This is a genomic window from Mycobacterium sp. (assembly GCF_040509115.1).
Lineage (GTDB): Bacteria > Actinomycetota > Actinomycetes > Mycobacteriales > Mycobacteriaceae > Mycobacterium.
In genome coordinates, this window is record NZ_JBEVLO010000358.1 from 1 (window position 1) to 3,214 (window position 3,214).

At 68.5% G+C, this 3,214-nt stretch carries 3 protein-coding genes; all 3 read right to left on the reverse strand.

Going from position 1 to position 3,214, the window contains the following annotated elements; all coding sequences use genetic code 11:
• Window positions 1-726 (reverse strand): triphosphoribosyl-dephospho-CoA synthase (locus tag ABW137_RS24955; RefSeq protein WP_526404142.1); only part of this gene is annotated, 726 nt, incomplete at its 3' end.
• 5 nt (window positions 727-731) lie between these two features.
• Window positions 732-2,381 (reverse strand): malonate decarboxylase subunit alpha, encoded by a 1,650-nt coding sequence (gene mdcA, locus ABW137_RS24960; RefSeq protein WP_526404143.1) that lies wholly within the window; start codon window positions 2,379-2,381, stop codon window positions 732-734.
• 31 nt (window positions 2,382-2,412) lie between these two features.
• Window positions 2,413-3,214, reverse strand: an 802-nt coding sequence (locus tag ABW137_RS24965) for an alpha/beta fold hydrolase (protein WP_526404144.1), incomplete at its 5' end; no start/stop codon positions are given.

Here is a 3,214-nt window from a genome sequence, read left to right on the forward strand (position 1 = left end):
GCCTGGCGTGCTCAAGCCGCCCGCGCTGATCACCGCCGCCGCGGCCGACTGCACGGCCCGAAGCCCCCGGCGGCCACCACGGTGCAGGATGCACGTGTCGTCGAGGTGGGCGATGAGCGCCAGCAGCGCATCCTGGTGTGCGGTGTCGTCGTCGGCACCCGCGCACCGGGCCCGACGCAGCGTCGGCAGTGCGTGGCGGGTGACGTGAGGGAAGCCCGATTGCGCCTCCCCCAGCGCACCATGCGCGCCGAAGCGGTGTCGCGCAGCGGCGCCGTGCGACATTCGGTCGCTTGCCACCAGCGCCGGGTCGGGGATCGAGGCAAGCCGTCCGGCGAAGTCGGTGATCTCCACGATTCCGCCGCCCCGCGCTGCACCGGCGCTCAGGAGGCCGAGGGCCCACAGCGCCCCGCGGTGGGTGTTGACGCCTCCCGTCGCGGTCAGCATGTGCTGCTCACCGACGCGACCGATGACGCCGATCAGTGCACGTAGTTCAGTCCCCAAGTCGAGAGTGGTTGCCGCCCAAGCACATTCTGCAAAGGCGAGGTGCAGCGCATCCGCCGAGTCGTGCAGCATGGCGAGTGACATGTCGGCGTGCGTCCCTGGGCCCCGTCCGTCGACGAGCCCGGGCTTGGGGGTCAGGTCGGCTTCGTCGTGCAGCACTGCGACGGCCAGGTCGGCGATGGCCAGGGCGTCCAGAGTCGTTGGAGTGGACAGTATTGCGGTCATCGCGATCACCAATCCCTGAACTTCGACGGTGGTTCGTAGAGGCCGCCCGACCAGGCCACGAGATCCTCGATGCTGCGGGCGGCGAGCAGCGAGCGGTTGGCCAGGCGCGTCTCGACCTTGAGGTCCTCTGGGAACGCGACGAGTCCGTCGCGGCGCAACGACTCGGTGCGCTTGGCCTCGGCGGTCCGTCCCACCGGGGTGACGCCCGCGACCGCGGCCAGCGCATCGCGGCGATCGGCCAGCGAGGGCGCCTTGTAGAGATAGGCAACGCCCTCTTCCGTGACGACGTGAGAGACGTCGTCGCCGTAGATCATCACGGGCGGCAGCGCCATGCCCGCGTCCTTCCCGACCTCGACCGCGTCGAGCGTCTCGACGAACGTCGGCACCCCGCCCGCCCGGAACGTTTGGGCCATCTGCACCACCAGTTTTCGGCCGCGCCTGCTGGCCCCGTCGCCGGACGCGAGGTCCAGCCAGGCCGCCGACGCGTGGCGACGCCCGTGCGGGTCGTGGCCCATGTTGGGTGCGCCACCGAACCCGGACAGTCGCCCGTCGGTCACCGTGGAGGAGTTCGCGTCGCGATCGATCTGCAGCGACGAGCCGATGAACATGTCGATCGCGTATTGGCCCGCCAGCTGGGCCAGCACCCGGTTGGAGCGCAACGATCCGTCGGCGCCGGTGAAGAAGACGTCGGGTCGCGCTGCGGCATAACGATTCATCCCGGATTCGCCGCCGAAGCTGTGGATCGATTCGACCCAGCCCGATTCGATGGCGGGGATCAGGGTGGGGTGCGGGTTCAGCACCCAGTGCTTGGCGATCTTGCCCTTGAGGCCGAGTTGCTCGCCGTAGGTGGGCAGCAGCAGTTCGATGGCCGCGGTGTCGAATCCGACGACGTGGTTGAGCGACACCACCTGGTGACGTTCGTAGACCCCGCGGATCGCGATCATCGCCTTGAGGATCTCGACGTCGCCGATCTGGCGAGGGTCGCGGGTGAACAGCGGTTCCAGTGCGAAGGGTCGATCGGCTTGGACGACGAAGTCGACCCAGTCGCCGGGGATGTCGACACGGGGCAGCCCGCCGACGCCGTCGACGATCTCGTCGGCCTGCACGATCACCACGCCGTCGTGAAACGCGGCGGCCTCGGCGATCGTCGGGGTGTCCTCGGTGTTGGCCCCGGTGTAGAGATTGCCCGAACGGTCGGCCGTCGAGGCGCACAGCAGGACGACGTCCGGTGCGAGGTCGACGAACATGCGGGCGTACAGCTCGACGTAGGTGTGGATGGCGCCGATGCGCACCGTGCCGTCGGAGACCATCTGCGCGATGCGGACGCTCTGCGGGCCCGCGTAGGCCAGGTCGAGCTTGTCGGCGATGCCCCGCTCGAACAGGTCGAGGTGCTCTGGGCGCGACACCGAGGAGATCAGCATGTGCAGGTCGTGCAGCTGTTTCGGATCGCAGTCGGCCAGGGTGCGAGACAGGAAGTCGGCCTGCTTTTGGTTGTCGCCTTCGAGCGCGACGCGGTCACCCGGCCTGATCACGGCCTCCAGAAGTGCACCGAGCTGGGCGGGGTCGATTACCTTGCCGTCGGCGTGAGCGCCACCCGCGGCGACGCGTTCGGCCTTGGCGCGTCGTCGAGAATCCCAGCGGGTCGGCGTGTCCATGACGATGACTTTCCCCTTGTTCCAAAGCTTTTCAGTGCACCGAGGCGATGGCGGAGTTGATGACTGCCGTCACGGCCTCGGGATGCGAGATCAGCGTCAAGTGTGAGCCACCGTCGAAGGTGGTGATCGTGGAATGGGCGCGCTGGGCCATCGCCGTCTCGGAGTCGGGTGTGATGATGCGGTCACCGCTGCTGATGAAGTACCACGACGGGATCGTCTTCCAGGCCGCGAACTGGGACGGGGTACCGAACGCGACGGTCGATGCCGCGCGCTGGCTGGCCCACAGCTTGGTCGCGACGTCGGTCGGTAGGTCGTTGCCGAAGTCGCCCACGAAGACGTCCCTCTTCAGATACAGGTCCATGGCACCCGCGGGGGCGCCCGGGTAGGGCACGGGGTCGAACAGCTGGGCGTCGGTGTCGGTGCTCAAGACCGAGTCCTTGCCGCTGAGTTGCTTGGTGGTCTCGCCGACGTCGGGTGCCGCCGCGTCCACGTAGACCAGCGCCTTCACGTTCGGGTTGCCCTCGGCGGCGTTGGTGATCACCGATCCGCCGTAGGAGTGGCCCACCAAGACGATCGGTCCCTTGATCGTGGCGAGGAAGGCCTTGACGTATTCGGCATCGGTGGTGAGGTTCTCCAGCGGGTTGGAGATGGCACGGGCGTCGTAGCCCTCCTTTTGCAGTTCGGCGACTTCGCCGTCCCAGCTGGAGTTGTCCGCCCAGGCGCCGTGCACCAGTACGACGGTGGGCTTGACCGCGCCAGGGGCGGGCACAGGGGCAGGCGCGGTGGTGACCGTGGGTGCCGCGGCGGCGGGCGTCGGTTCCGACGTGCATCCG